Origin of the sequence: Pseudoxanthomonas sp. (assembly GCF_051953815.1) — a bacterium.
GTDB lineage: Bacteria > Pseudomonadota > Gammaproteobacteria > Xanthomonadales > Xanthomonadaceae > Pseudoxanthomonas_A.
Genome location: NZ_JBQCIJ010000001.1, coordinates 33,807 through 60,686, shown reverse-complemented (window position 1 = coordinate 60,686; position 26,880 = coordinate 33,807). Strand labels below are relative to the sequence as shown.

Below are 26,880 nucleotides of genomic sequence, written 5' to 3'. Positions count from 1 at the left end.
CGCTGTGGTCCCACCCGTTCCCATCCCGAACACGGAAGTGAAACGCAGCTGCGCCGATGGTAGTGTGGCCTAAGCCATGCAAGAGTAGGTCATCGCCAGGGGCTTTACCCCAAAACCCCCAGCCAAAAGGCTGGGGGTTTTTTCTTGTCTCGTGATCGCCAACAATCGGAGTTTCCTAACAGAAAGGGGATCCGGGGAATGAAGCGACGCGTTCTGGCCATCGTCCTGGGTTTGTCATTGACGGCGCCGCTCTGGGCGGCAGACAAAGGCCTCACACCGGCGCAGGCGCGCCAGATCCATGAATCTGCGCTGGTCCTGGATACACACCTGGATACCCCAGCCAATTTCCAGCGTCCTGGCTGGAGCATCCGTGACCGTCATGACCATGAGGGCGATCAATCGCAGGTGGATCTGCCGCGGATGAAGGAAGGTGGTCTGGATGGCGGCTTCTGGGTGATCTACACCGAGCAGGGGGCGCGGGATGTGACCGGCAATCGGGAGGCGCGCGATCATGGCCTGATCCGTTTGACCGAAATCAGGGAGATGCTGGCGGCCAATGCCGCGGACTTCGAACTGGCCGCGACTGCGGCCGACGCCGAGCGGATTGCCGCGTCCGGCAAGCGCGTTTCCTTCATCAGCATGGAAAATGCCTCGCCGCTGGCGAGCGATCCCAGCCTGCTCGAGCTTTACCACAAGCTGGGTCTGCGCATGCTGGGCATCACGCACGTCAAGAACAACGATTTCGGTGATTCGTCCACCGATGCGGCCGGTCCACAGTGGAATGGCCTGAGTCCCAAGGGCAAGGCATTGGTGGCGGAAGCCAACCGGCTTGGGCTGATCCTGGATGCGTCACATGCCAGTGACCTGGTGTTCGACCAGTTGCTGGAACTGTCGAAGACACCCATCGTGTTGTCGCACACCAGCGCTGACGCCGTGTTTGATCATCCACGCAACATCGATGATGCACGCATTCGCAAGCTCGCAGCCAAGGGCGGCGTCATTCATGTCAACGCCTATGGCGGCTATCTGATTTCCATCCCGAAGAATCCGCAACGCGAAGCCGCGTTGGAAGCGCTGTCGGAAAAGTACGGTGATGAAAGCACCCGGGACGATGCCCGAATCCAGGCCTACCTGAAGGAACGCAGGGAAATCGAAGAGCGCTTCCCCGTACCCCGAGCCACGTTTGAAGACTACATGCGGCATCTGTTGCATATCCTGAAGGTCGCCGGACCCGACCATGTCGGCATCGGCGCGGATTGGGACGGCGGCGGTGGCGTGGCCGGCCTGGAAGACGTGTCGGCGTTGCCCAGGATTACCGAACGTCTGTTGAAGGAGGGGTATACCGAGGCAGATGTCCGGGCCATCTGGAGCGGCAACCTGCTGCGGGTCATGCGTGCGGTGGAAGCGGCTGCGCAGACCGCGCCCAAGCAGTAAGGCATCTCATCCGCCGTCGCCACGCGATGGCGGATGCCCGGGAGACAAGAGGATCCCCCGGACCCGTATAAAGCAGAGGCCGGCGCCAACGCCGGCCTCGCTCGCCGCTAGCCAGGTGGAGCAACGACACCTGAGCGGCGATAGCGCTTGCGCTCGTTTCGAGCGCATATGCGGACTGCGACTCATGGCAAGTCGGGCTCAACCACAAGCCATGTCTCTGTCCAAGCGTCGCCGGTGACCGCTGGCAGCGATTCGGAGCGCCGCGCGCTCGCAAAATCGCATTCCCGGATGCCTCGTCATCCGGAAGCATGAGCAGTGTTCCCGGGCTGCGACACTGACGTTCGACATGCAAAAAAGCCATCGCCGGCGTCGGATCAGATGAATGCATCGTCCAGCCAGCGAAAGCCTTTCGGAAATATCCGATTCCTGCGTGCAATCACTTTAGGCGACATTACGGCGCGCGACATGGACGTCGCAGTCGAATCCTCCCGCGCCAAGCCTTGTGGCGCGGATCTCATGCACCCGGCGTTCTTGCTCCGGGACCCACGCGCCGCAATCCGTGCGCCATGAAGTGCTCGCTCCTCCCGAATCATGTATGCCCTCCACGCCAAGGTCGAACCGACAGGCCGCCCGAAACCGGGGCGTTGGAGCGGTGCACACGACGGGCGCAAGGGAACGGAATGGCTCGTTCCTCCGCGTGGCCTGTGGCGTGTGCTCCACGCAGGATTGGTGGTGCTGGCGGTACTCACTCCCTGCCTGTTGGGAACGGCCTGGAGTTGGAAGGATTCCATGCACGCGTACCAGCAGGAGGCGATGCCCTCCACAGGCACGACCACATCATCGCGGGAACCCGACATGCTTGCCGGTGCGTCGTCCGGGGAATCGGTGGATGACGTGGAGCGCACGTCCCGGGTTCCGGTTCTGTTCGCATCGTTGCTAGGCATACCGATGGGCTATCTGACCCATCGCGTGATGAGGTGGCGGCATGGCTTGCACAGGGAACTCGGGCAGGCGATCCGGAAAAACGAGTTCATTCCCTACTACCAGCCACTTGTGCGCGCTGCGGGTATGCAGTGGGCCGGCGTGGAAGTGCTTGCACGATGGGCGCACCCGACGCGGGGTGTGATCACCCCCGATCGCTTCATGTCCAGGCTGGAGCGGACCGACCTCATCCTGCCGATGACGGCGCAACTGATGATCCGGGCCGCGGACGAACTTGCGGAGATGCTCCCGCTGCTGCCCGCCGGTTTCCACGTCGCCTTCAACATCACGCCCGCGCACCTGGCCGGGCGCTGGCTGCCGGAGCAGTGCAGACGATTCCTGGCCGCCTTCCCGGCAGGGAAAGTCAGCCTCGTACTGGAGCTGACCGAGCGCGAAGGCGTGGAGGCGGATGGCGCCGTGCTTGCGGTCCTGGAGGAAGTCCGGCGGATGGGCGTGCGGATCGCGCTGGATGACTTCGGCGTAGGGCACTCGAACCTGAGCCAATTGCAGGAACTGCAGGTGGACCTGCTGAAAATTGATCGGGGATTCGTCACGCCGCTGGTGCTGCCCGATCAATTGACGCCAATCCTGCGGACCATCCTGGACCTGGCCGAACGCCTCGACCTGGAGGTGGTGGCGGAAGGGGTGGAAACCTCGACCCAGGCCGAAGCATTGGCCCGGCACGGTGCGGGCCTGCTGCAGGGGTACCTCTTCGCGCGACCGATGGCGGGCCAGGAACTGCCGGTGGTGCTCGCCCGGGCTCCCATCTCCCTCGGCAGACCCGGCGTCGACGCCAATCGGATATCGCAATCTATTGATTCAAAAGAAAAAATCCATGCATGAGCCGGATCTGGCCGGGGAAGGGTCGCCGTTTCCGTTTTCCATACGGAAGCTGAACATTTTTCCTCCATCGTTCCAGTTCCAGAATGATGGGGAACTCTTTTGCCGGTTAGCAGTCGAACAACCCGACTGCTAAGATGACCCCCATGACCCAGAACGCCCCTGCCACCGCCCTGGTGGCCAACAGCCTCCCCATCCCCAGCGCGCTCGGTTCGCTCGAGGCGTACATCGGTGCCGTGCACCAGATTCCGGTGCTCACGGTCGATGACGAGCAGGCGCTTGCCCGTCGCTATCGCGAAGACGAAGACTTGGACGCCGCCCGCGAGCTGGTGCATTCGCACCTGCGCTTCGTGGTGCATGTCGCCCGGGGCTACAACGGCTACGGGCTGCCGCTGGGCGATCTGATCCAGGAAGGCAACATCGGCCTGATGAAGGCGGTGAAGCGCTTCGACCCCGACATGGGCGTGCGCCTGGTGAGTTTCGCGGTGCACTGGATCCGGGCCGAGATGCACGAGTTCATCCTGAAGAACTGGCGCATCGTCAAGGTCGCGACGACCAAGGCGCAGCGCAAGCTGTTCTTCAACCTGCGCAAGTCCAAGACCCGCCTGGGCTGGATGAACGCCGAGGAAGTCAGTGCCGTCGCCAAGGACCTCAATGTGTCCGAGCGCGAGGTGCTGGAGATGGAATCGCGCTTGTCCGGACGTGACATCGGTTTCGATGCGCCGGGTGACGAGGACGATGATCATGCGCCGCCGTCGCCGGTGAACTATCTGGTGGCTGGCGACGAGGATCCGTCGCAGGCCTACGAGCGCGCCGACAGCGAGGACAATCAACTGGAGCTGCTGCGCGAAGGCCTGGCGGGTCTGGACCAGCGTTCGCGCGACATCGTCAAGCGCCGCTGGCTGGATGCGGACAGCAAGATCACGCTGCAGGAGCTGGCCGACGAATACGGCGTTTCCGCCGAGCGCATCCGTCAGATCGAGGCCAATGCGCTGAAGAAAATGAAGGCCTTGTTCGCCGCCTGAGTGCGGCGAGCCGGAAGGAACAGACGACGGCCCCGGAAACGGGGCCGTTTTTTTCGGCGCAAGAAGCGGATGGCCGTGCCGCCCCGTGCAGGAGACTCTGAGCACCCGTTTGCTGGAGTTCTCCCATGTCGTATCGCATCGCCGGTCTTTCGCCTGAGCTGTTCGCCCACCTGTGGCCGCTGGATGAGGCGGCGCTCCATGCACAGTCGATACGACGGGTCGTCGCGGACAGTGATCGCGGCTTTCCGTGCCGGGTTTCGCTGGACAATGCGCGGGCCGGGGAAACCCTGCTGCTACTGCCTTTCCAGCATCACGATGTGGCCGGCCCATACCGGGCGAGCGGGCCGATCTTCGTGCGCGAGCAGGCCACGCGCATGGCGGTCTTCGAGAACCGCATCCCCGAGTTCTTCCTGCGTCGCCTGCTGTCCGTGCGCGCCTATGACGCCAACGGCTGGATGCAGGCCTCCGAAGTCGTGGAGGGCACTCAACTGGCGCAGGCGATCGAAAGCTTCTTCGAGCGCGGCGACGTGGACTATCTGCATCTGCACAATGCACGCCCGGGCTGCTTCGCCGCGCGCGTCGATCGTCACTGATCGGGCGGAGATTCCTCCGGCGCGCCGAAGATGATGCGCGCGCCGCGCTGATAGCTCCAATAGGCCCAGGCCCAGTTCAGCAGCACGACCACCCGGTTGCGGAAGCCGATCAGGAAGAACACGTGCGCGGCGAGCCAGAACCACCAGGCCAGCAGGCCGGACAGCTTGAGGCGCCCGAAATGGACCACCGCGGCCATGCGGCCGATGGTGGCGAGGTTGCCGTAGTCCTTGTACCGGAACGGCGCCGCTGGTCGACCCGCCAGCCGCGCGCGAATCATCGCCGCGATGTGGCGTCCCATCTGCTTGGCGGCCGGAGCAACACCCGGGACCGGGCGTCCGTCGCTCTGCACGGAAGCCAGATCGCCGCCGACGAAGATCTCGGGGTGGCCGGGCACGCTGAGATCCGGCTGCACGATGACGCGGCCGGCCCGATCCAGGGGAACATCCAGCGACCGCGCGAGTGGCGAGGCGGCGACGCCGGCGGCCCACACCACGGTCCTGGCGGGGATGAAGTCGTCACCGAGCTGATAGCCCGCCCGGTTGATGGCGGTCACCGCCACACCGGTGCTGACTTCGACGCCGAGCTTCTGCAGCTGGCGGCGGGCGCGTTCGGAAAGATCTTCCGGGAACGAGGCGAGCACGCGTGGGCCGGCCTCGATCAGACGGACCCGGGCCTCGGTCGGATCGATGTTGCGGAACTCGTTCTTCAGCGTATGCCGTGCGATCTCCGCCAGCGTGCCGGCCAGCTCCACCCCCGTGGGGCCGCCCCCCACGATCGCGAAGTTCAACCAGGCGGCGCGTTTGGCGGGATCGGATTCGGCTTCCGCGCGTTCGAAGGCGACCAGCAGATGGCGCCTCAGATAGAGCGCATCGTCCAGGGTCTTCAGCCCGGGGGCATTCGCGGCCCACTCGTCGTGGCCGAAATAGGCGTGCGTGGCGCCACTGGCCAGCAACAGATAATCGTAGTCGAGCGATTCGGCATCGCTGAACCACAGCCGCCGGAGTGTCGGATCGATGCGGGTGACTTCGGCGAGCCGGACTTCAACATTGGCCTGTCGACGCAGGATATGACGCAGTGGCGCGGCGATATCGGGCGCGGACAGGCCCGCGGTTGCCACCTGATAGAGCAGCGGCTGGAACAGGTGATGGTTGCGGCGATCGATCAAGGTGATCCGGACCGGCGCCTTGGCCAGCGCCCGCGCCGCCCACAGGCCGGCGAAGCCACCGCCGACAATCACCACATGGGGACGGGGATCACTCATCGTCGCACTCCGTGAAGGCGCCAAGGGGCGGCGGAGTGCCGGCGGGCGTCGACGGGAACGTCGACGGGGGGAGAGCGACGGTATCCATGGTGCGAATTCTGGCATGGACGCGGGCATACGCAAGAAGGAGCCGGCGTTCCTCCAAGCGGACGCGGGTGGTTCCGGCACGCTAGACTTGTCGGGCCGAAGCCGCCAAAGGTGCGACGGCGCAGGGGGAATGATGCAGCCACAGCCGATCACACTGGATGCAGTGCTGGTGATCGAAGACGATCCCGTCGTACGCCGCCGGATTTCGCGGTTGGTGGCCGGTGTCGCGGAACCGGAGGCGCGAATCACGGATGTCGATTGCCTGGCGTCCGCGCGTTCGTGCCTGCGGGAGCGACCCTTCGCGCTGGCGCTGGTGGACGTGCAGTTGCCGGACGGCAGCGGCATCGATCTCATCGCCTGGATGCAGCGGCATGCGCCGGATACGCAGGCGGTCATCGTGTCCGCATGGGCGGAAGAGGAAACCATCCTGGCGGGCGTGCGCGCCGGCGCGGTCGGCTATCTGCTGAAGGAACGCGACGACGCCGAGATCCTGATGTCCCTGAAGAGCCTGCGGAGCGGAGGGGCTCCCATCGACCCGATGATCGCGCGCCGCATCCTGGCGTTGTGGCCGACGGCCGTGGCGTCCTCGGTGACGGCGACGACCGCGCGGGAAAGTGGACGGGATGCTTATCTGTCCGACCGCGAGCGCGAAATCCTGGGGTTGGTCGCGCAGGGTTTCAGCAATCGCGAGATGGCGGATCTGCTGTCGCTGTCCCGCCTCACCATCGAATGCCACACCAAGAACATCTATCGCAAGCTGGCGGTCGGGTCGCGCACCGCGGCGGTGTTCGAGGCCCGCGCGATGGGTTTGCTGCCGTGAGACTGCGCGGATGGCTATTGCTGTTGTGCCTGCTGTGGCCCTGCCTGGCGGGGGCGCAGCCGGTTCCGACGATCACGATGGATCGTGCCGAGGCCGTGCGCTCGGGCTGGAACGAATCCGCGCCCCCGGACACGGGCTGGGAACCGGTGCAGCTGGTGGATTTCTGGGACACGCGCTGGCCCGATCACGATGGTGTCGTCTGGTATCGCCTGCGGTGGCAGCAGGCCGACACCCGCCAGCCGGTCGGCCTGCTGGTGAACTACATCTGCCTGTCCGGCGCGATTTACGTCAACGGCAACCTGGTGGCGCGCGATCCGGGCCTGGTCGAACCGCTTTCACGCGCCTGGGTCGCACCGCATTACCAGCTGATTCCCGCGGCGTTGCTCCGCCAGGGTGAGAACATCCTGTTGGTGCGGGTCTCCGGGCTCTCCGCCTATCAGCCCGGATTCGGCACAGTGACGGTGGGCGAGCCCGCCACCGTGCAGGCGTTGTATCGCCAGGAGCGCTTCGCGCGCCATGACATCAAGCTGATCAATGTGGCCATGAGCGTGGTGATGGGTGGCCTGTTCCTGATGCTGTGGCTGTTCCGTCGCCAGGACTCGGTCTATGGCTGGTTCGCCCTGTCGGAGCTGGCGGGTTCGCTGTACGGCGCGAACTACATCGTTTCCAGTCCCTGGCCGTTCACCACCACCGATGGCTGGCAGGCTTTCGTGGTGGCGATGTACCTGGTGACCGGAGCGAGCTACACGATGTTCCTGTTCCGCTACGCGGAGCGGCGGTTTCCGCGCATCGAGGCGGCGATGGCGCTGGCGAGCGTGATCGCGGTGGCGACCGCGCTGCTGGCGCCCGGCTGGATGGGACCCGCGCGCACGCCGTGGATCGTGCTGGGCGGCCTGTTCTTCTACGTCGGCATCGGCTATTTCCTGGTGCAGGCCTGGCGGCGGCGGCGGATCGACTTCCTGGTGCTGGCGGCCTGCCTGCTGCTGCCGGTGCTGGTGTCGTTCTATGACTTCGCCCTGTTCTTCGGATGGGTGCACAGCGATACCTATCTGCTCAGTCTCACCTCGGTGCTGACCCTGATTGGCATCGGTTTCGTGCTGTCCCATCGCTTCGTCACCGCGATGCGGCGCATCGAGGGGTTCAACGAAGAGCTGCGACAGGAAGTGGCGGCCGCGACTTCGCGATTGTCGGACACGTTGTCCCAGCAGCACGCGCTGGAACTGGCGCATGGGCGGGCGGGAGAGCGCCTGCAGCTGGTGCGCGATCTGCATGACGGTTTCGGCGGCACGCTGGTGGGCGCCATCGCCCAACTGGAGAACGCGCCGGAAGACACCACCCGGGAGCAGATCGTCGGCATGCTGAAGGACATGCGTGACGACCTGCGACTGGTGATCGACAGTACCGCGCGGGAACACGCGGCGCTGGCGGCGCAGCTGGCGCCACTGCGCCATCGGTTGGGCCGGTTGCTGGAAACCGCCGACATCGACAGCCGCTGGCAACTGGAAGGACTGGACGGCATCGAACTGGGTCCGGCGCGCAGCCTGGATCTGCAGCGGCTGTTGCAGGAAGCGTTGACCAACGTGTTCAAGCACAGCCGGGCACGCCAGGTGAATGTCCGGCTGGCGAGGTCGGATGACCGGCTGGAGCTGCACATCGAGGATGACGGACAAGGCTTGCCGGACCAGGGCGAGACACGGATGCGCGGGGCCGGACTGGGCAGCATGCGGGCGCGGGCCCAGCGCCTCGGCGGACAGCTCCGCATCGACTCGGACACCGGGGGAACCCGGTTGCGCCTGGAGTTTCCGGTGCTGGCCTGACCTGTCCGCCGCTCGCGGCGGGACGACTACCTGATTCCGGGGATGTCCAGACGCGAGCAGCGGAGGGCACGCTCTTGCGCGCCCGCAAGGTCACACGCCTTTCGGGCGAACTTCCGTCACGCTGGAGCGCCTTTCATGGATTCCGTCCACCCCACCCGCCGTCGATTGCCGACGGTTTCCGTCCTTTTACCCGGGATCTGCGCCCTGCTTCTGGCCGCAACGCTGATGGTGCCGATGCCCGCCGCGCTCGCGCAGGCAAGCGGCGGGACCGGCACCGAGCCCTGTGCCCAGAATCCAGGCAGCCAGGACATCGCATGCGGGGCGGGGAGCTCCGCGAGCGGTACCGGCCAGCCCGGTCCCACCAGACCCGGCTGGAGTAGTTCCGCGGGCGGTGCCGGCGGCACCGGCAATACCGCCATCGGCGGCAACGCGCAGGCCGGCGACGGGGGCAATGGAGCGAACGGAACGGCCGGTGGCACCGGGGGAATTGGCGGAGCGGGTGGTTCGCGCAACATCGCCATCGGCGAGAACAGCCAGGCCGGGCTGGGAGGCAATGGCGGCAATGGTTACGCCGGGGGTACGGGGGGCGCCGGCGGCGCCGGCGGCAATGACAACATCGCGCTGGGCAACAACAGCGTGGCGGGCTCGGGGGGGCAAGGGCCGGAGGGGTGCTGCGGTTTCGGGCAAAGACCTGGAGCGGCAGGCACCAACGGCAACACCGCGCTGGGCAACGGGGCCAGCGCCACGGGCGGAAACTCCGTGGCCCTGGGGGCTGGCAGCGACGACGGCGGCGCGGCGAATGTCGTCGCGGTGGGGTCCGCGACCTCGCAGCGTCGCGTCATCAATGTCGCGGCGGGTACCGCCGCGAACGATGCGGTCAATGTTTCCCAGTTGAACAGCGGCAACGCCGCGACGCTGGCTTCGGCCAATGGCTATGTCGATGCCCGCGAAGCGGCTGTCCGCGCCGACATCGCAGCGGGGGGCGCTGCCACCCTGGCCGATGCCCGGGCCTATGCGGACACCGCGACGGCGAGCGCACTGACGGCGGCCAACAATCACGCCGACGCCGGGGATGCGCAGACATTGAACGCGGCACGGAGCCACGCCGACGCGGGGGATGTGCAGACGTTGAACGCGGCGCGGAGCCATGCCGACGCTGGCGACGCGCAGACCCTGGACACCGCCAGGAGCCACGCGGAGGCCGGCGATGCGGCCACGCTCGCTTCCGCGAACGCGTACACCGATGCCCGCTTCTCCGAACTTACCGGGCTGGCGGATGATTTCGACGCTTTCCGTGGCGACGTGGATCGCCGCATCAACCGGATGGATCGCCGGATCGACAAGATGGCGGCCATGAGCGGCGCCTACGCCGGCATGGCGATGAACACCGCCGGCCTCGCCGGCAGGAACCGGCTCGGCGTGGGCATCGGTTCGCAGGGCGGCGAACAGGCGATGGCCGTCGGTTATCAGCGCGTCATCGGGAACCGGGCCAGCGTATCGATCGGCGCGGCGTTCGGCGGTGGCGAGAAGAGCGTGTCGGCCGGCGCGGGTTTCAGCTGGTAGCGACCGGACGTCGTGACGGCACGCTGGGCGCCGTCATGGGGCCCGGGAGAATGCGTCCGTGCACCCGGAGAGAGCGGTGCGGATCGCGGACAGGTTCGTGATGACGCGGTGCTGCCCGGAGCGGGGGCGCCGCGCCGCGGATTCGAGGTGATCCCGCCGGCGGCGCTGGCCGCCGGACCGGGAAAACCCCGTTGTTCCCACCATGCAATACGCCACGCCGAAGAACTTCGCTACCATGCGCGCGGCCCCTTTGCCGGGCCGCGACGGAGGGGCGATGGAAGACAACATCACCCGCTTGCTGCAGGGCTGGCGCGCCGGCGACGCGATGGCGCGCGACCGTTTGTTGTCCGATGTCTATGACACCCTGCGCGACATGGCGCGGATGCGCTGGCATCGACAGGGTGCATGCCACACGCTGCAACCCACCGCGGTCGTCAACGAAGCGATGATGCGCCTGCTGGGCAACGAGATCGACTGGCAGGATCGCGCGCATTTCTTCGCCATGGCGGCGCTGAAGATGCGCGCGGTGATGGTAGATCATGCGCGCGCCCAGCTCGCCGAGAAACGCGGTGGCGAAATGGCGATGCTCACGCTGTCGCATGCCGAATCGGTCGCCGGTGAAGAAGCGTTCGATGTGCTGGCGCTGGACCTCGCGCTGCAACGGCTCGCCCGCAGGGATCCGCGGGCGGCCCAGGGTTTGGAAATGGCCTATTTCGGTGGCATGGAACGTGACGAAATCGCCTGTGTGCTGGGGGTCTCTCCCTCTACCATCGACCGCGATCTGAAGGTGGCCAAGGCCTGGCTGCGCAAGGAACTGGCCTGATCGCCCACGCGGCCCACGGGGGAGACGATGGAATCCGTGCACTGGGAGTCCCTGAGGCATCTGTTCGAAGCCGTCTGTGATCTGCCGCCCTCCCGCTGGCGCGCGGAACTGGAGCGCGTCAGCGACGATCCGGTACTGATCGAAGAGGCGATGGCGATGCTGCAGGCGCGCACCGCCAGCTTCGAACGCGCGCTGGAACCGCTGCGCGATCTGCTGAGCGCGTCGCCGGAGCCCGAGCTCAACGTCGGCGATCGCATCGGTCCCTGGCGCCTGGTGCGGCGGCTGGCCAGCGGTGGCATGGGCACGGTCTTCGTCGCCGAACGGGATGACGAGTCGTTCCGGCAATGCGTGGCGATCAAGTTGCTGCGGAGCGCGCTGGCCGATCCCGCGCTGGTGCAGCGGTTGATCGCGGAGCGGCAGATCCTGGCCGATCTCCGGCACGCCAACATCGCGCGCCTGTACGACGGCGGCACCACGCCAGCGGGGCAGCCTTACCTGGTGATGGAGTATGTCGATGGCATGGCGCTGGACGCGTTCTGCCAGGCGCATGGACTGGATCTGGAGGCGCGCATCGCGTTGTTCCTGAAGGTCTGCGACGCGGTGCAGGCCGCACACCGCCAACTGGTCATCCACTGCGATCTGAAACCCAGCAACGTCCTGGTCCGCGCCGATGGCGAACCCGTGTTGCTGGATTTCGGCATCGCCCGATGGATTGGCGCCGCCGCCGGCGAAGACGCGGCCGGATTCTGCACGCCGGCCTACGCCAGTCCGGAGTTGCGCAGTGGCCATGCGCCGGTGAACACGGCCAGCGATGTCTTCAGCCTGGGCGTGTTGCTGGCGGAACTGCTGTCGGGCAGGCGTGTCGAGCGGGATCTGCATGATGCCTTCCAGCCTATCGCCAGGCCGAGCCAGAGCGCGGCGCCGGATTGCGCTTGGCGCCGTCGCCTGCGCGGCGATCTCGACGCCATCGTGGCGCGTGCCTGCGCGATCGAACCGGCGGCGCGGTATCCCTCGGTGGAAGCGCTGGCCGGCGATCTGCGCCGCCATCGCAGCCACCATCCGGTCGGCGCGCGCGCGGCGACCTTCCCCTACCGCCTGCGCTGCTGGGGCCGCCGCCACTGGCGCGCGGTCGCGCTGGCCGGCGCGGCGTCGATTGCCGCGCTGGCATTCGTCGCGCGCCTGGAGGCCGAGCGCGCGCGGGCCGAACGCGAAGCCGCCACCGCCGAGCAGGTGAGCGATTTCCTAGTGGATACGTTCAACGCCGCCGACCCGCGCATGCGGGGCGCCAAGGGCACGGAGGAACCGACCGCGCGCAACGTGCTCGACGTGGGTGTCGCCAAGGTGGATGCCGAACTGGCGCAGACCCCCGCCGTGCTGGCCCGCATGCGGCTGGTGCTGGGCCGCGCCTACGCCAACCTGGGCGAGCGCAAGCGGGCCGAAGCCATGCTTCGACAGGCGGGCGACGCCTTGCAGGATCCTTCGCTGGGCCGCCCCGATCTGGCGGCGCAGGCGTACAGCCACCTGTCCACGCTGATGAGCAACCAGATGCGCGCCGACGACGCGCTGGCGGCCGCCGAACGTTCGCTGGCGTTGCGGATGGCGCACGATCGCACGCCGGCGGCGCTTGCCGATGCCTACAACGTGCTGGGCCTGGCGAAGAAGACCGCGGTGGATTTCGCGGGCGCGCGGGCCGCCTACGCGCAGGCGCTGAAACTGCATCTCCAGGTCTATGGCTCCGACTCGCTGGAGACCGCGGGCCTATTGCACAACATGGCGCTGCTGTATCGCACGGAAGGCGATGTCGAAGCCGCCGAGTCCCACTATCGCCGCGCGCTGGCGATCAAGACGCGGCGGGCGCCGCGCAGCGTGACCCTGCACACCAGCCGGCAGGGATTGGCAATGGTGCTCGCGTCGCGGGGGCGCTTCGCCGAAGCGGCGCAACTGCTGCGCGAGAACGTGGCGTTGGCCGAGGCGCTGATCGGCCGGGAAAGCGAGCGCGCCGCGGATACCGAAATGAAGCTGGCGATGGTATTGCAGCAGTCCGGCGACTATCTTGCGGCCGGCAGGCATTACCGCGAAGCGCTGGGCATCACCGAACGCGTCCTGGGCCGTGACAGCATCGACTATGCGGTGGTGGCCAGCCAGTTGGCCACGCTGGAAGAGCAGCGCGGCGATCTGGCCGCCGCCGAACCGCTGTATCGGATCGCCACCGAGATTCGCCGCGCGCGCAGGCCGCCCGGCGATCGCACGCGGGTCCGCAACGAAGTCTATTGGGCGCGCGTGCTCGCGCGGATGGGGCGGATGGCGGAGGCGAGCGCGCTGATGGAAAGCGCACTGCCTGTCTGGCAGGCCTTCTTCACCGACGACAAGGATTCACCGGAGCGGATCAACACACAACTGGTCCAGGCCGAATGGCTGCTGCGGAACGGTCGCTGGGACGAGGCGCGGGCTTCGCTGCCCAAGGTGCCGGCCGACAATCCGTCCGCGGCGCTCGAACGGCAATCGCTGCTGGCTGAAATCGCCACTCGCCGGGGCGCGCCGGAAGCAGTGACGGAATGGAAGCGCGCGGTGGCGATGTCCGCCGGATTCACCGGCGCCGACAGCGCGGTGACCGCGCAACTGCGGGTTCCGTATGCGGAAGCGCTGCTGGCCTCGGGCGATCCCGCTTCCGCGCGACGCGAACTGGCCAGCGCGGAGACGCCGCTGCGCCGGCAGCTCAGCCCGCGCGCGGAGAAACTGCAACGGATGGAAGCGGCGCGGGCGCGACTGTGACGCTTCATCGTTGGCGCGGGTTCGCACCGCGATCCATGCAGTGATCCATGCCATGCATGGCGGGCGACGCAGGCATGACATGCGCCGCCCGCCCCACCTCAGAGATCGATGCCGAAACCGACGCCGGCGGATTTCTCGCTGCCGCTGAAAGCGCCGCCCAGCGAGAACGAGGCACGCTGGCCGACGCGGCGGCCGTATCCAATCGACAGCGCCTGTTCTCCGCGCTGGAAACCCGCGCCGACCGCGACGCGCCCGCGCGGACTCTGCGAACCGGCGGCGTTGATGGCCATGTTGAGCATGGCCGAGCCCATCGCGCCCTGGCGGTCGATGCGGCGGTCCTGCCGGTTCAGCCTGCGATCGATCGTATCGAAGCGATCGTTGATCGTGCCGGCGTCGAGACCGACCAGTTTGGCGATCTGGCTGTCGGTGTAGGCGTTGGCCGCCGACAGTGTTTCGGCGTCGCCGGTTTCCATGTCGTCGCGGATGGCGGCTTCCCGGTTGTCGGTGTAGGCGTTGGCGGCGGTGCCGCCGGTCGCGACCGCGGTGTCGGTGTAGGCGTTCGCCGTGGCCAGGGTCGCCTGCAGTTGCGACAGGTTGACCGCGTCGGTGGCGCCGGTGCCGGCGGCGACGTTGACGATGCGACGTTCGCCGCCGGCGCTGCCGATCGACACGGTGTTGGCCTGGTCGGCGATCGACCCCGCGCCCAGCGCCACGGCGTTGTCGCCCTGCGTGGTGACCATGCTGTGCGCGCCCAGCGCGGTGCCATTCTGGGCATGGATGGCCGAAGCGGCGCCGAACGCGCTGGTCGATTCGGCGTTGGCTCTGGCGCCCGCGCCGAACGCACTGCTGTCGAGCGCGGCGGCCCCGGTGGTTTCATCGCTCTGGCGGATGCCGTCGCCGTTGAGATCCCGCCATCCGCCGACCGCGGTGCCGTTCACGCCGCCGGCTTCGCTGTATTCGCCGATGGCGATGGCGCGATCGCCCGTGGCCGATGCGTCGTTGCCGACCGCCGTGCTGCCATCGCCACCGGCGCGGCTGGAGTGGCCGATCGCGGTGCCGCGCCTGCCGTCGGCGTAGCTGTAGCCGCCGAGCGCGGTGCTGTCGCTGCCGGTCGATTCGGCGTACAGCCCGATGGCCGTGCTGCGATCACCGGTGGCGCGCGATGATCGTCCCATCGCGATGCCATGGCTGCCGGTGGCATCGCCCATGATCGCGATGCCGGCTTCGCCGGAGGCATTGCCGGCGATGGCGATGCTGGCCCAGCCCGACGCCGTGGCGTTGCCGCCCAGCGCGGTGGCGAAATCGTTGGTCGCCTGTGCCGCCGCGCCGACGGCGGTGGTGCGCTGGGCGCTGGCGATGGTGATTTCATCCAGTCCCACCAGGCCGTCGTTGTTGAGGTCGCGCCAGGTGCCGATGGCGGTGCTGCCGTTGCCGGTGGCCAGGGCGCTGGTGCCCAGCGCGGTGCTCTCGAAGGTGGCCACGCTGCTGGCGCCCAGCGCGACACCGCCCGCGGAGGCGCTGGCGTTGGTGCCGCAGGCCAGCGAGTTGCTGCCGGGCGCGCTGGCGCCCGCGCCGTTTTCGCCGGCGGTGGTCAGATCGCAGACATCGCCGGCCCAGGCGGGCGCGGCAATCAGCAGGGACAGCGCCAGCGCCAACGGGCGCAGGCGCGAGCGGGCGGGGAACGCGGGAACAGATTGCGGGGCTTGCATGGACGCATCTCCAGGAAGGGTAGGGAAGCCGCGCGCCCGGAATATCCGGGCGTGTCTGATTTCCCAACCGCGTTCGCTGGCGGCCGAGCGTCATTTATTTTTCGGGCGGGGCCGGGGGCCGCCGCGGCGTCAGTAGAGATCCAGCGGATCCACGTCCAGCGACCAGCGCACCCGGCGCGCTTCCGGCAGGGCGTACAGCCGCGGCACGGCGGCATCGAGCAGGCGATGCAGCTGGCGCCGCTCGGGCGAGGACAGCACCAGTTGCACCCGGTGGTAACCGGCGCGGCGTGGCATCGGGGCGGGCAGCGGGCCGTGTATTTCCAGGGTCGGATCGTGATCGCGCAGGACCTGCCGCGCGGCGAGCAGGAATGCTTGCGCCGCATCGACCTGCTGGGCTTCGGCGCGCATCAGGGCCAGATGCGCGAAGGGGGGAAAGCCGGCGGCCTCGCGCTGCGCCAGTTCGGCTTCGGCGAAGGCGTGGTAGCCGCCCTGGATGAGCGTGTTGAGCAGCGGATGATCCGGGTGATGGGTCTGCAGCCAGACCTCGCCCGGCTTGTCGGCGCGACCGGCGCGGCCAGCGACCTGGATCAGTTGCTGGGCCAGTCGCTCCCCGGCGCGGAAGTCGGCGGAAAACAGGCCTTCGTCGATGCCCACCACCGCCACCAGGGTCAGGTGCGGCAGATCGTGGCCCTTGGCCAGGATCTGGGTGCCGACCAGGATGCCCGGTTGCTCGCCCAGCGTGTCCAGATGCCTGGCGAGCGCATCGCGGCGCTGGGTGGTGCTGCGATCGATGCGCAGCACGGGCACGTCGGAGAAGGCCGCGCCGAGGTGTTCTTCCAGGCGCTCGGTGCCGATGCCTTGCGGCTGCAACGCCAGTCCGCCGCAATCCGGGCAGGCCAGCGGCGCCGGTTGGCGCGCGCCGCAGTGGTGGCACTGCAGGCGACGGCCGCCCGCGTGCACGGTCATCGGTGTGTCGCAACGCTTGCAGTGCGCGCTCCAGCCACAGTCGTGGCACAGCAGCACCGGTGCGTAGCCGCGCCGGTTCTTGAACACCAGCACCTGTCCGCCGGCATCCAGCGACTGGCGGATGGCCTGCTGGAGTTCGCGCGAAAGGCCGGCGTCCAGCGGCCGCTTGCGGACGTCCAGCACGCGTACGCGCGGCGGCTGCGCCGCGCCAGCGCGACGACGCAGGCGCAGGTGCCCGTAGCGGCCCCCGCGCGCGTTGTGCAGGGTTTCCAGCGAGGGCGTGGCGCTGCCGAGGATGATCGGCACGTCCAGCGCCTTGGCGCGCACCAGGGCGAAATCGCGGGCGTGGTAGCGGATGCCGTCCTGCTGCTTGTAGCTGCCGTCGTGCTCCTCGTCGACGATGATCACGCCGGCTTCGGGCAACGGCGTGAACACCGCCGAGCGGGTTCCCACGATCACCCGCGCCTCGCCGCGCGCGCAGGCGCCCCAGGTGCGCGCGCGTTCGTTGTCGTTGAGGCCCGAGTGCAGCACATGGACCGGCACGCCCAGGCGGGCGCGGAAACGCGCCAGCGTCTGCGGGGTCAGGCCGATTTCGGGCACCAGCACCAGCGCCTGCCGGCCCCGTGCCAGGCAATCGGCGATCGCGCCCAGGTACACCTCGGTCTTGCCGCTGCCGGTGACGCCATCGAGCAGGAACGGCGCGAACCCGCGCGCTGCAACGAGCGCGTCCGCGGCGACTTGCTGTTCTTCGTTGAGCTGGGGGCCCGGGCGCGGAGTGGCGCCGACGACGCCGGGGGGCGCGGGCGCGCGTTCGGCCAGTTGCTTGGCCGCCAGCGCACGCGCGGCCTCCCGCCAGCGATCCATGCGGACGGCGAGCAGATCCTCGGACAACGGACCGGCCGACAGGTATTCCGCGAGTTGCCGGGGCCGGCTGCCCGCGCGCAGCCGAGGCAACCCGGTGAGGCCGGCCTCGGTCAGCCGCCACTGCCAGGCCTGTTCCGCATCGGGCACGGGCTCGCCCTGCCGCAGGGGCGCGGGCAGGGCGGTGGCGAACACCTCGCCCAGCGGGGCGTGGGTGTAGCGGGCCAGCCAGCGCAGGGACTCCAGCAGTTCGCCGTGCAGCAGCGGGGCGGCGTCCAGCCACTCCCGGCCGGCCTTCAATTCGACGGCCTCCTCGGCCGGACCGGTATCGGCCACCCAGCCCACCAGTTCGCGGCCGCCGAAGGGCACGCGCAGACGCCGTCCCACGTCCCCGGGCGAGACCACCGAGCCCGTCGGAGGGTGGTAGTCGAACAGGCGGGGCAGCGGAACGGGCAGGGCGACGCGGAGGACGGCGGACGGCGACATCCGGTCCAGTGTAGCGAGCCGGTCAAGCGATGCGGATGCGGACCGGGGTTGCAGGATCAATCTGTCAAAAAAATGACGAAGATCACGCAAGTACAGGTGAGCAAAAGAGATTCCGGTTTATCCACACAAGCTGTGGATAAATCTGTGCATGTCGCCATTGCTCCACGCGCCGATGACCCATTTCCGGGCCTCCCGTGGTGGTTGGTGAAAAAAACGCCAAAACAATATTCTTTTTAAAAATCAATATCTTAATTGTGAAACCAAGCTGAAATGTGACGGCTGGCCGCACCGGCTCGCCCGATCGTGACACCCGCGTGACTGCTGTGCACAACGCAAATCCGTGAAAGCCTTGCGGCGCTTGGGAGAGCAGGATTCCAAGCGGTGTCAAGCGCGCGGAATCACACTGGCGAGGGCTATGATTCGTGGCGATGAGCTCGCGTTTTCCATGACCGATCCGACGCCGACCGCCTCCTCGGCACCGCCGGCTCTGGCCGCTTTCCTGCGTGGCGTCGAGCGCCGTGGGGCCCTGTTCGCGCAATTGCAGTGCGGCGACGCCGAGCACGGCGACGTCGCCCTGGCGACCGTGATGCGGACGTTCTCGGAACAGGCGCCCGACCGGGCCATGGCGGACTGGCCGCGCCGGTTCTGGCAGTTGCTGATGGCCGCGCCGGCCTTGCAGCGCGAGCCGTCCGGCGCCCGCTGGCCAACCCCGTTGGAGCACCTGGGCACGCTCGCGTCGGCGGATCGGCGGGCGTTGCTGAGCCGGTTGGCGGCCGGGCTGCCGGAGGACGAAGCGGTCGAGGTCCTAGGCACCGATCTGACCCATTACCGGGCGGCGCTGGCCGCGGCCTGCCCGCAGGATGCCGACGGCCAGCCCGACGCGGCCGGCTGGCGATCGCTGGCCGAGGCGATCCAGCAGCAGATGCGCGACCTGGCGCCGGAACGTCTGGCGCGCCTGGCCCGCCTGCGCGAGCGCGCGCTGCGGCCGGACGCCGCGCCCCCGCGCGCGCCGCGACGTGAATCCCCTTCCGCCGCCATTCCCTCCCGCGACACGCCCCGGCCGGAGACGTCCACGCGCTGGCGGCGATGGGCGGTGGTCGCCATCGTGCTCGCATGTGCCGGCGGGCTGGCGGTGACTTTCCTGGCGCCGCCGGGCTGGTCCGGGCGGATGGGCGAATCGCTGGATCAGGTCGGGGAATCGGGGCTGGGACTGGCGGAGGAGCCGGACATCCAGCAGGAAGCACTGGACGCCGCCGAGGCGCCCGCGGCGACAGTCGCCCCGGAGGACGCCCTGCCGTCGCATCCGGATCTGGCGCTGCTGCTGGATCCGGAAAGCGAATCGCTGTCGGGGGACGCGGCGTTCCTCGCCTGGTATCTGGCAGCCCGCGATCAGGGTGCGCCCACGGAGCCCGCGACGACGAACCCGGAACCGGTCACGCAGGAGGAAGGCCGTGACACGACGTTCTGAGGCGCTCGCCTTCGCTTTGGCGATCCTCGCGGCCGGCAGCGCCTGCTGGGTCGGCGCGCTGCCTCTCGGGGTGGAGACGCAGGTGGCGGACAGCCGCGCGCGCTGGTCCGCGCTGTCACCCGAACAACGCGCGCGGGCCGCCTCGCGGGCACAGGCCTGGGACGCGCTGCCGCCAGCCGAACGCGCGCGCCAGCGTGGCCGCTATCAGGCCTGGCGCGCGCTGGATGAAGGCCAGCGTGCGCAACTGCGCGCCGCCGCGCAGGCGTTCGCCGGACTGCCGGCGGAAGAACAGGCACGCCTGCGCACGCTGTACGACCACCTGGACGCCTCGCAGCAGCGCGGCTGGGAACTCGGCCCCGGACTGGGCGCGGACTGGCCGCGACTGCAGCCGCTGTTCGCCTACGTGCCGGTCGACGAGCGCGCGGCGTTGCTGACCCTGCTGCGGCAATCGGACGCGACCCAGCGTGATGATCTGGCCGCGCTGGCCCAGCGCATTCCGCCGCAGGAGCGCGCCGCTTTCCTGCGCGCGCTGCTGCGCATCGAGCCGGCCCGCCGTGGCGAATGGCTGCACCAGCGGCGCAATCAATGACGCCTGGCGGCGCGGCTCAGTAGCGCGCCGCGCTGGCCAGGATCCGCCGGGCGGCGCGGACCTGATCGCCGAAGCGGGCGATGCCTTCGGCGCGCATGCGCGGCGCGTGATCGCGCAGATAGGCGTCGAGCGCGGCGCGATCCGCCAGCCGGTAGCGGACGCTGCGCGCCACCGTTCCGGGTTCGGCCGGCGGATCGTGCCGGTCCAGGATTTCCGCCTCCAGGAATCCCGCGAAGCCCAGCATTTCGCGGACGTGCGCGTCCAGCCAGCGCGCATGCGCCTCGGCGATGCCGGAGGCGATGACGAGATCGACCTCGTAGAGGATCGTCATGCGTTGATGAAGCTGGTGAAGAGGACGAACATCGCCGCGAAGCTCACCAGGAACAGGTAGATCATGCCGACGACCAGGTACTTCAGCACCGTCAGCCACCACGCCTGGGCATAGACCCGTTTCTGCATCAGCAGCAGGTAGATCGGCATCCACCACCACAGGATGAACTGCAACAGCCCGCTGAGGGTGGCGAACCAGGCGGCATGCGGCGTGATCCACTCGTCCAGCGCCATCAGCACGAAGATGCCCAGCAGGTTCAGGCACAGCCACGCGTGGCTGTACAGGGCGACGACCAGATGCTCCAGGTACAGCCGGCCCGATCCCAGGTAGGCGATCTTGAGGAACACGGCGAACACCGGGACCAGGAAGAACAAGGCGGTGGGAATCGATTTGAGCCCGGCGTTCTTGAACAACTCGGGATCCTTCTGGAAGCGCACCCAGTTTTCTTCCGCGCGCTGCGCCTTCTTCCGCAGCCAGCGGTTGAGGAAGCCCTTGGATTCGGCCTTCGAAGCCTTGTCCATGGCCGCGGAAAAGGGCGTGTCCGAGTCGGCGGCGGCGGCGGAAGACTCGGGCGTGAAGTCGGCGGCATCCGGCGGCGCGGTCGACGGCGTGGCGACCGCGTCGGGTGCGGAGGTGGCGGCCGGTCCGGTGGCTTCCAGCGGCTGCCGCAGCGACGGATGCTTGGGGTCCAGCTCGGCGATGCGTTCCCGCGCCTGCTTGCGCAATGCCTTGATGCTGCGGTCGAAACCGATGCTGGCGCCAGGCACATCGGCGACCGCCGCCTTGCCCTGGAGCAGGCCCTGGATCGCTTCGTCGCGCTGGCGCTCCACCTCGGCGACCGTCGTGGCTTCCTCGAAATTGCCCTTGACCACGGCCTCGGACGAGGGGTCGCCGATATGCACGGCGAACTGCGCGATGAAGAACGTCAGCACGCTGACGATCACGAACAGCCGCAGCGGCGCGACGTAGGGCGCGCGATGGCCGGCCAGGTAATGGTTGGCGAGGCGGCCCGGCGAACACAACGTGCGCAGGGTGCGGAAAATGCGTCCGTCCAGGTGCCAGAACGACTCGAACACCTCTTCGATCGCGTGGCCGGCGTGACGCAGCGGATTGTGCGAGGACTGTCCGCAGTGGTGGCAGAACTCGCCCTGCAATGGCGTGGCGCAGTTCTCGCATGCGGTGGATGCGTGATCGTCCTGCAGGACCTCGGTCTGGCTGCTCATCTGCGGTTGTGCTTCCCCTGGCGCGAGCGGGTAAGATACCGGCCTCCCGTGACCCGGTGCCAGCGCGCGACCGCGCGACCGTAGTCCGGCGGTCTCCCCCATGTCTTCCACCGTCTCCCATTCGCCGCGTTTCGGCGATGAGGTCCGCGCTTCCGCGAAACTTGCCCTGCCGCTGGTGCTGGGCCATGTCTCCACCGGTCTCATCGGCTTCGTCGACAACGTCATCGCCGGACACCACAGCACCCAGACCCTGGCTTCGGTCACGGTCGGCACGGCCCTGTTGTGGCTGCCGATGATGGTGCCGATCGGCACGCTCATCTCGCTCACCGCGTCGGTCTCGCAACTGGACGGCGCCAACCGGCGCGACGAAATCGGACCGTTGTTCCGCCAGGCCCTGTGGCTGTCGCTGGGCCTGGGCGTGCTGATGTTCGGCTTCCTGACCCTGGCGCCGTACGCGCTGGGCGCGTTTGGCATCGCCCCCGACATCATTCCGGGCGCCACCGGCTTCCTGCACGCGATCCGCTGGGGCGTGCCGGCGCTGACCTTCTATTTCTGCATGCGCTACCTGAGCGAGGGCATGCACTGGACGTTGCCGACCATGCTGCTGGGCTTCGGCGGGCTGCTGGTGCTGGCGCCGGTCGGCTACGTGCTGACCTTCGGCAAGTTCGGCCTGCCGGAAATGGGCGCGGCCGGGCTCGGCACCGCTTCGGCGATCACCATGTGGGTGCAGGCGACCTGCTTCGGACTGTACCTGTGGCATTCGCGGCGCTTCGCCCATCTGAAGCTGTTCAGCCACTTCGAGCCGCCGCGCTGGCCGGCCATCTCGCAGCTGCTCCGGACCGGCCTGCCGATCGGCATCACCGTGCTGATGGAGGGCAGCCTGTTCATCGTGACCGCGCTGTTGATCGCGCGGCTGGGCGCCGTCTCGGCCGCCGCGCACCAGATCGCCATCAATGTGGCGGCCCTGTGCTTCATGGTGCCGATGGGCGTGGCCGAGGCCACCACGGTGCGCGTGGGCCATGCGCTGGGCGCTGGCGATCCGGCCGGCGTGCGCCGGGCCGCGCATGCGGGCTACGCCATCGTGCTGTGCACCCAAGCGCTGTCGGCGCTGGTGCTGCTGTTCGGTCATGACGCGGTGGTGTCCCTGTACACCCAGGACCTGGCGGTCGCGGCGCTGGCGGGCACCTTGCTGCTGTACGCGGCGGCGTTCCAGTTCCCCGACGGCGTCCAGGTGCTGTCGGCCGGCGCCCTGCGCGGCCTGAAGGACACCCGGGCGCCGATGTGGCTGGCGATGTTCTCCTACTGGGGCCTGGGCATGCCGCTCGGGGCCGGTTTCGGACTGGGCCTGGGCTGGGGACCGCAGGGCATGTGGCTGGGCCTGATCATGGGCCTCACCGCCGCCGCGATCAGCCTGGGCTGGCGTTTCAACCGCAGTAGCCGGCGCCTGCTGGCGGATGCGTCCTGACTGACATTGGGCGCGCGGCGACGGCACGGTGACTAAAGGGGCATGCCAGCCCCGGGGCCGACCCGTTAAGCTGGCCCCAGGAATACCGGAGTCTCCACCCCCATGAACCAACCGCCTCCCCGCCGCGGACCCGTCGCCACCTTCTTCGTGGGCGCCTGGAACGTGGTGAATTTCGCCCGCAAGCTGTTCCTGAACGTGCTGTTCTTCGGGTTCCTGCTGTTCCTGATCATGTTCATGGTCCTGCTGGCCGGGATCAGTTCGAGTTCGGCGGTCAAGCCGGTGATCGATCGCACCACCCTGGTGGTCGCGCCCGAAGGTCGCCTGGTGGAGCAGTACAGCACCGATCCGGCGACCCGCGCGCTGGCCAAGCTGCTCAACGACAAGGATGCGGAGGAGATCCAACTGCGCGATCTGGTGCGCGCGATCGACGCCGCGCGCGAAGACAAGAAGATCGAGCGGATGATGCTGCGCGTGGACAAGCTGCAGCCGACCGGCTACGCATCGCTGCGTGAAGTCGCCGCGGCGCTGGAACGTTTCCGCGCCTCGGGCAAGCAGATCGTCGCGTTCGGCGAGAACCTGGGCCAGCACCAGTATCTGCTGGCCGCGCAGGCCAACGAGATCTATCTGGATCCGATGGGCGGCCTGCTGCTGGAAGGCCTGGGTCGCTATCGCCAGTATTTCCGCCAGGCCCTGCAGGACAAGCTGGGCGTGGACGTGCACGTGTTCCGGGTGGGCGAATTCAAGTCCGCGGTCGAACCGTACGTGCTGGACGCCGCCTCGCCGGAAGCCAAGGAAGCCGATCTGTTCTGGATGAACGACGTGTGGCAGCGCTATCTGGGCGACGTCGCCAAGGCGCGCAAGCTGACGCCGCAGCAGTTGGCCGCCGGCATCGACACCTTGCCGGAAGGCATCGCCGCCGCCGGTGGCGATCTGGCCAAGTTCGCCCTGCAGCAGAAGCTGGTCGACGGCCTGAAGACCCGCGAGGACGTGGAGAACCTGCTGATCGAACGCGGTGTGGCCGACGAGGATTCGGATACCGGTTTCCGCCAGGTCACCCTGGACGGCTATCTGGCCCACCTGGACACGCAGCGCGCGGCCACGCTGGACAAGCGTCCGCAGATCGCGGTGATCGTGGCCGAAGGCGAGATCACCGACGGCGAACAGCCGGCCGGCCGCATCGGCGGCGAATCGACCTCCGCGCTGCTGCGCGAGGCCCGCGACGACGAGGACGTGAAGGCGGTGGTGCTGCGCGTGGATTCCCCGGGCGGCGGCGTGTTCGCGTCCGAGCAGATCCGCCGCGAAGTGGCCGCGCTGAAGGCCGCCGGCAAGCCGGTGGTGGTGTCGATGGGCGATCTGGCCGCCTCCGGTGGTTACTGGATCTCGATGAACGCCGATCGCATCTACGCCGATCCGTCCACCATCACCGGATCCATCGGCATCTTCGGCATGATTCCGACCGTGCCGCGCACGCTGGAGAAGATCGGCGTGCACACCGACGGCGTGGGCACCACCCGTTTCGCCGGCGCGTTCGACATCACCCGCCCGCTGGATCCGGCCGTGGGCCAGGTGATCCAGTCGATCATCAACAAGGGTTACGCGGACTTCACCGGCAAGGTCGCCGACGCGCGCAAGAAGCCGGTCGAGGCGGTGGACGAAGTCGCCCGCGGCCGCGTCTGGAGTGGCGCGCAGGCCAAGGAACGCGGCCTGGTCGATGAGCTAGGCGGCATGCAGGCCGCGACCGACTACGCCGCGCAGCTGGCCAAGCTGGGTGGCGCCGACAAGTACCGCGTGCGTTACATCGAGCAGAACGCGTCGCCGTTCGCCCAGTTCATGGGCCGGATGGCCAGCTCGCGCATCGGCGCGCTGTGGCTGAAGGATTCCGACGTCGCCCGCGCGATGCTCGCGCAGCGCCTGCCGGAAGCCAACACGCAGCTGCGCTTCGTGGAAGAGGCCCTGCAGGATCGCCAGGGCACGCCGGTCAAGGCGCTGGCCTATTGCTTCTGCGGTTTCTGACAGGGCCGGATTGATTCCGGTCCGGCAATGAAAAAAGCCCTCTTTCGCGGAGGGCTTTTTCTTTTGTGCGGACTGCGCGCGAGGTGCGCTACTGGCCTGCCGCATCCAGCGCGGCGCGCTGATCGTCGGCGGCCTTGCGGGCGGCCTCCTCGGCCGCCTTGGCTTTTTCCAGCGGCGCCTGGATGGCATCGCGCAGCTCGGTGGCGCGCGATGCCTGCGGTTCCGGCGGATGCTCGGTGGGCGGCGGTGATGGCCGGCATGCGGAGAGCGCCAATGGAACCAGCAGACAGGCGAACGTTCGCGCATTCATGCGATGCCCTCGGGAATGGCTGGCGGTATGCTACGCCCATTCTGACGGAGTGGCGCATGGGATCCCATCGTTGGCGACTGGACGGGCAAACCGCGCTCATCACCGGCGCAAGCGCGGGTATCGGGCTGGCGATTGCGCGCGAACTGCTCGGTTTCGGCGCCGACGTCATGCTGGTCGCGCGCGACGCGGATCTGCTGGATGCCGCGCGCGAGGATCTGGCCGAGGAGTTCCCCGAACGCGAAGTGGCCACGATGGGAGCCGACGTGGCCGACGACGAGGACAGGCGCGCGATTCTCGACTGGGTGGAGGATCACGCCGACGGCCTGAACCTGCTGATCAACAACGCCGGCGGCAATCTGACCAAGGCCGCGGTGGATTACACCGAGGACGAATGGCGCGGGATCTTCGAGACCAATCTGTTCTCCGCGTTCGAGCTGTCGCGCTACGCGCACCCCTTGCTGACCCGCCATGCCAGTTCAGCCATCGTCAACGTCGGCAGCGTGTCGGGCATCACCGCCGTGCGCAGCGGGACGCCCTACGGCATGACCAAGGCCGCGCTGCACCAGATGACCCGCAACCTGGCCGCCGAGTGGGCCGAGGACGGTGTGCGGGTGAATGCGGTGGCGCCCTGGTACATCCGCACCCGCCGCACGTCCGGACCGCTCTCGGATGCGGACTACTACGAGGAAGTGATCGCGCGCACGCCGATGCGCCGGATCGGCGAGCCGGAGGAAGTCGCGGCGGCGGTGGGATTCTTGTGCCTGCCGGCGGCCAGCTACGTCACCGGCGAATGCATCGCCGTGGATGGCGGATTCCTGCGCTATGGCTTCTGAATCCGCGGGCGTCCATGGATGGCTGCTCGTTCTGAAACTCGTACTGACCGCCGGCGTGGGCTGGGCGCTGTGGCATGCGTTCCAGGTCGCGCCGGAAGGGCGGGGCATCTTCGGCGAAATCGCGTTGTTCGGGCCGTATGGCGCGCTGGCCGCGGTGGCGTTGTTCCTGGGCGTGGTGTTCTTCTACTGCCGTGATCTGGGCCGGACTTTGGCGGCGGTCTCGCCCGCCGCGCGCAAGGCGCCGCCCGCGTCGGTCTGGTGGATGTTCGTGCTGCCGTACAACTTCATCGAGGACTTTTTCATCATCCACAACGTGTCGGCCAGCCTGCGCGTGGAAGCGCGACGGCATGCCGGTCTGGCCGGCTGGCGGCGCTTCGGCGAATGGTCCGGCCTGGGATGGTGCGGCGCGCAGATCGTCTCGCTGGTGCCGAATCTGCTGGGTTCGACGGCCGGGCTGATCGCGCTGGTGCTGTGGTTGATCCATTGGCGCCTGATCCGCCGCGCGCTGGCGGTGCTGCGGAGCGCGCCGGCCAGCGCGAAGCGGCCCGCGACGTGACGTCCCGGGGCGTTGGCTCCCCCATGCGCGACGGCTTCGCGGGTTGGCGGGAG

Annotated in this window: 21 protein-coding genes and 1 rRNA gene; 16 read left to right on the top strand and 6 right to left on the bottom strand. The window is 68.2% G+C overall.

Features of this window, described 5'->3' with window-relative positions; translation table 11 throughout:
* The 5 genes from rrf to ACTHN1_RS00245 all read left to right on the top strand — a co-directional run.
* Nucleotides 1–101, top strand: a 5S ribosomal RNA gene (gene rrf / locus ACTHN1_RS00265); the annotation flags it as partial.
* Between the two features lie 97 nt (nt 102–198).
* Nucleotides 199–1,434 carry a dipeptidase gene (locus ACTHN1_RS00260; protein ID WP_440468982.1) on the top strand — a complete coding sequence of 412 codons (1,236 nt, stop codon included), beginning with the start codon at nt 199–201 and terminating at the stop codon, nt 1,432–1,434.
* Between the two features lie 732 nt (nt 1,435–2,166).
* Entirely contained in the window at nt 2,167–3,258 is a 1,092-nt protein-coding gene (locus ACTHN1_RS00255; protein WP_440468981.1) for an EAL domain-containing protein, read from the top strand.
* Between the two features lie 143 nt (nt 3,259–3,401).
* Complete coding sequence (gene rpoH / locus ACTHN1_RS00250) at nt 3,402–4,280, top strand: RNA polymerase sigma factor RpoH (RefSeq protein WP_295376964.1); 879 nt, start codon at nt 3,402–3,404, stop codon at nt 4,278–4,280.
* A 125-nt stretch (nt 4,281–4,405) separates the two neighbouring features.
* Nucleotides 4,406–4,873 carry a DUF1203 domain-containing protein gene (locus ACTHN1_RS00245; RefSeq protein WP_440468980.1) on the top strand — a complete coding sequence of 156 codons (468 nt, stop codon included), beginning with the start codon at nt 4,406–4,408 and terminating at the stop codon, nt 4,871–4,873.
* Here the strand turns inward: ACTHN1_RS00245 and ACTHN1_RS00240 are convergent.
* Nucleotides 4,867–6,135, bottom strand: a complete 1,269-nt coding sequence (locus ACTHN1_RS00240) for an NAD(P)/FAD-dependent oxidoreductase (protein WP_440468979.1) — start codon at nt 6,133–6,135, stop codon at nt 4,867–4,869. The genes ACTHN1_RS00245 and ACTHN1_RS00240 overlap by 7 nt on opposite strands.
* A gap of 220 nt (nt 6,136–6,355) precedes the next feature.
* Here ACTHN1_RS00240 and ACTHN1_RS00235 point away from each other — a divergent pair, with 220 nt between their 5' ends.
* The 5 genes from ACTHN1_RS00235 (at nt 6,356) to ACTHN1_RS00215 (ending at nt 14,017) form a co-directional block, all read left to right on the top strand.
* Entirely contained in the window at nt 6,356–7,042 is a 687-nt protein-coding gene (locus ACTHN1_RS00235) for a response regulator (protein WP_440468978.1), read from the top strand.
* Entirely contained in the window at nt 7,039–8,859 is a 1,821-nt protein-coding gene (locus ACTHN1_RS00230) for a sensor histidine kinase (RefSeq protein ID WP_440468977.1), read from the top strand. Before ACTHN1_RS00235 ends, ACTHN1_RS00230 begins: the two co-directional genes overlap by 4 nt.
* A gap of 135 nt (nt 8,860–8,994) precedes the next feature.
* Nucleotides 8,995–10,422, top strand: coding sequence for a YadA-like family protein (locus ACTHN1_RS00225; protein WP_440468976.1), 1,428 nt, complete (start codon nt 8,995–8,997; stop codon nt 10,420–10,422).
* Nucleotides 10,423–10,624: 202 nt separating this feature from the next.
* Nucleotides 10,625–11,245 carry an ECF-type sigma factor gene (locus ACTHN1_RS00220; protein ID WP_440468975.1) on the top strand — a complete coding sequence of 207 codons (621 nt, stop codon included), beginning with the start codon at nt 10,625–10,627 and terminating at the stop codon, nt 11,243–11,245.
* Between the two features lie 36 nt (nt 11,246–11,281).
* Nucleotides 11,282–14,017 carry a tetratricopeptide repeat protein gene (locus tag ACTHN1_RS00215; RefSeq protein ID WP_440468974.1) on the top strand — a complete coding sequence of 912 codons (2,736 nt, stop codon included), beginning with the start codon at nt 11,282–11,284 and terminating at the stop codon, nt 14,015–14,017.
* 98 nt (nt 14,018–14,115) lie between these two features.
* Here ACTHN1_RS00215 and ACTHN1_RS00210 read toward each other — a convergent pair whose 3' ends face one another.
* On the bottom strand, nt 14,116–15,726 hold the full coding sequence (locus ACTHN1_RS00210; protein ID WP_440468973.1) for a YadA-like family protein: 1,611 nt from the start codon (nt 15,724–15,726) through the stop codon (nt 14,116–14,118).
* 129 nt (nt 15,727–15,855) lie between these two features.
* Nucleotides 15,856–18,039, bottom strand: a complete 2,184-nt coding sequence (locus ACTHN1_RS00205) for a primosomal protein N' (protein ID WP_440468972.1) — start codon at nt 18,037–18,039, stop codon at nt 15,856–15,858.
* A gap of 445 nt (nt 18,040–18,484) precedes the next feature.
* On the opposite strand from ACTHN1_RS00205, the gene ACTHN1_RS00200 reads away from it, so the two are divergent.
* Together ACTHN1_RS00200 and ACTHN1_RS00195 are read left to right on the top strand one after the other, a co-directional pair.
* Complete coding sequence (locus ACTHN1_RS00200) at nt 18,485–19,507, top strand: hypothetical protein (protein ID WP_440468971.1); 1,023 nt, start codon at nt 18,485–18,487, stop codon at nt 19,505–19,507.
* Nucleotides 19,491–20,096, top strand: coding sequence for a DUF3106 domain-containing protein (locus ACTHN1_RS00195; protein ID WP_440468970.1), 606 nt, complete (start codon nt 19,491–19,493; stop codon nt 20,094–20,096). The genes ACTHN1_RS00200 and ACTHN1_RS00195 overlap by 17 nt, the downstream gene beginning before the upstream one ends.
* Nucleotides 20,097–20,112: 16 nt before the next feature.
* On the opposite strand, the gene ACTHN1_RS00190 is transcribed toward ACTHN1_RS00195, so the two are convergent.
* Together ACTHN1_RS00190 and ACTHN1_RS00185 are read right to left on the bottom strand one after the other, a co-directional pair.
* On the bottom strand, nt 20,113–20,427 hold the full coding sequence (locus ACTHN1_RS00190) for a DUF4286 family protein (protein ID WP_440468969.1): 315 nt from the start codon (nt 20,425–20,427) through the stop codon (nt 20,113–20,115).
* Nucleotides 20,424–21,650 (bottom strand): DUF3667 domain-containing protein, encoded by a 1,227-nt coding sequence (locus ACTHN1_RS00185; RefSeq protein WP_440468968.1) that lies wholly within the window; start codon nt 21,648–21,650, stop codon nt 20,424–20,426. Before ACTHN1_RS00185 ends, ACTHN1_RS00190 begins: the two co-directional genes overlap by 4 nt.
* Nucleotides 21,651–21,750: 100 nt before the next feature.
* On the opposite strand from ACTHN1_RS00185, the gene ACTHN1_RS00180 reads away from it, so the two are divergent.
* Together ACTHN1_RS00180 and sppA are read left to right on the top strand one after the other, a co-directional pair.
* Nucleotides 21,751–23,115: an MATE family efflux transporter gene (locus ACTHN1_RS00180; RefSeq protein WP_440468967.1), complete on the top strand. Its 1,365-nt coding sequence runs from the start codon at nt 21,751–21,753 to the stop codon at nt 23,113–23,115.
* Between the two features lie 102 nt (nt 23,116–23,217).
* Entirely contained in the window at nt 23,218–25,128 is a 1,911-nt protein-coding gene (gene sppA / locus ACTHN1_RS00175; RefSeq protein ID WP_440468966.1) for a signal peptide peptidase SppA, read from the top strand.
* Between the two features lie 88 nt (nt 25,129–25,216).
* On the opposite strand, the gene ACTHN1_RS00170 is transcribed toward sppA, so the two are convergent.
* A complete protein-coding gene (locus tag ACTHN1_RS00170; protein WP_440468965.1) occupies nt 25,217–25,438 on the bottom strand; it encodes a hypothetical protein in 222 nt (73 codons plus the stop codon).
* A gap of 56 nt (nt 25,439–25,494) precedes the next feature.
* On the opposite strand from ACTHN1_RS00170, the gene ACTHN1_RS00165 reads away from it, so the two are divergent.
* Nucleotides 25,495–26,271 (top strand): SDR family oxidoreductase, encoded by a 777-nt coding sequence (locus ACTHN1_RS00165; RefSeq protein WP_440468964.1) that lies wholly within the window; start codon nt 25,495–25,497, stop codon nt 26,269–26,271.
* A complete protein-coding gene (locus tag ACTHN1_RS00160) occupies nt 26,261–26,827 on the top strand; it encodes a hypothetical protein (protein ID WP_440468963.1) in 567 nt (188 codons plus the stop codon). Before ACTHN1_RS00165 ends, ACTHN1_RS00160 begins: the two co-directional genes overlap by 11 nt.
* The last annotated feature ends 53 nt before the right edge of the window (nt 26,828–26,880 follow it).

Bases quoted from the DNA above. Each gene is read 5' to 3' on its own strand.
- ACTHN1_RS00260 (WP_440468982.1), top strand. From the start codon at position 199: ATGAAGCGACGCGTTCTGGCCATCGTCCTGGGTTTGTCATTGACGGCG.
- rpoH (WP_295376964.1), top strand. From the start codon at position 3,402: ATGACCCAGAACGCCCCTGCCACCGCCCTGGTGGCCAACAGCCTCCCC.
- ACTHN1_RS00245 (WP_440468980.1), top strand. From the start codon at position 4,406: ATGTCGTATCGCATCGCCGGTCTTTCGCCTGAGCTGTTCGCCCACCTG.
- ACTHN1_RS00240 (WP_440468979.1), bottom strand. From the start codon at position 6,135: ATGAGTGATCCCCGTCCCCATGTGGTGATTGTCGGCGGTGGCTTCGCC.
- ACTHN1_RS00235 (WP_440468978.1), top strand. From the start codon at position 6,356: ATGCAGCCACAGCCGATCACACTGGATGCAGTGCTGGTGATCGAAGAC.
- ACTHN1_RS00225 (WP_440468976.1), top strand. From the start codon at position 8,995: ATGGATTCCGTCCACCCCACCCGCCGTCGATTGCCGACGGTTTCCGTC.
- ACTHN1_RS00220 (WP_440468975.1), top strand. From the start codon at position 10,625: ATGCAATACGCCACGCCGAAGAACTTCGCTACCATGCGCGCGGCCCCT.
- ACTHN1_RS00210 (WP_440468973.1), bottom strand. From the start codon at position 15,726: ATGCAAGCCCCGCAATCTGTTCCCGCGTTCCCCGCCCGCTCGCGCCTG.
- ACTHN1_RS00205 (WP_440468972.1), bottom strand. From the start codon at position 18,039: ATGTCGCCGTCCGCCGTCCTCCGCGTCGCCCTGCCCGTTCCGCTGCCC.
- ACTHN1_RS00200 (WP_440468971.1), top strand. From the start codon at position 18,485: ATGACCGATCCGACGCCGACCGCCTCCTCGGCACCGCCGGCTCTGGCC.
- ACTHN1_RS00190 (WP_440468969.1), bottom strand. From the start codon at position 20,427: ATGACGATCCTCTACGAGGTCGATCTCGTCATCGCCTCCGGCATCGCC.
- ACTHN1_RS00185 (WP_440468968.1), bottom strand. From the start codon at position 21,650: ATGAGCAGCCAGACCGAGGTCCTGCAGGACGATCACGCATCCACCGCA.
- ACTHN1_RS00180 (WP_440468967.1), top strand. From the start codon at position 21,751: ATGTCTTCCACCGTCTCCCATTCGCCGCGTTTCGGCGATGAGGTCCGC.
- sppA (WP_440468966.1), top strand. From the start codon at position 23,218: ATGAACCAACCGCCTCCCCGCCGCGGACCCGTCGCCACCTTCTTCGTG.
- ACTHN1_RS00170 (WP_440468965.1), bottom strand. From the start codon at position 25,438: ATGAATGCGCGAACGTTCGCCTGTCTGCTGGTTCCATTGGCGCTCTCC.
- ACTHN1_RS00165 (WP_440468964.1), top strand. From the start codon at position 25,495: ATGGGATCCCATCGTTGGCGACTGGACGGGCAAACCGCGCTCATCACC.
- ACTHN1_RS00160 (WP_440468963.1), top strand. From the start codon at position 26,261: ATGGCTTCTGAATCCGCGGGCGTCCATGGATGGCTGCTCGTTCTGAAA.